This is a genomic window from Alkalicoccobacillus porphyridii (assembly GCF_007293315.1).
Taxonomy (GTDB): Bacteria; Bacillota; Bacilli; order Bacillales; family Bacillaceae_D; genus Alkalicoccobacillus; species Alkalicoccobacillus porphyridii.
Map to the genome: position 1 here is coordinate 1 of NZ_VLXZ01000444.1, position 229 is coordinate 229.

General features: G+C 48.5%; 1 protein-coding gene. It reads left to right on the forward strand.

Annotated features, from left to right (window positions below; genetic code table 11):
• Positions 1 to 229, forward strand: a 229-nt coding sequence (locus FN960_RS24865; RefSeq protein ID WP_143850877.1) for a fimbria/pilus outer membrane usher protein, incomplete at both ends; no start/stop codon positions are given.

Below are 229 nucleotides of genomic sequence, written 5' to 3' on the forward strand. Positions count from 1 at the left end.
TATAGCGTTCAGGTCGGTAACACCCACGGAGGTAATACATCGTCTGGCACCAGTGGTTACAGTTCTCTTAATTATCGTGGAGCTTATGGTAATACTAATGTCGGTTACAGTCGGAGTGGTGACAGCAGCCAGATTTATTACGGAATGAGTGGTGGGATTATTGCTCATGCTGATGGCATCACCTTTGGACAGCCGCTGGGCGACACAATGGTTCTGGTTAAGGCTCCTG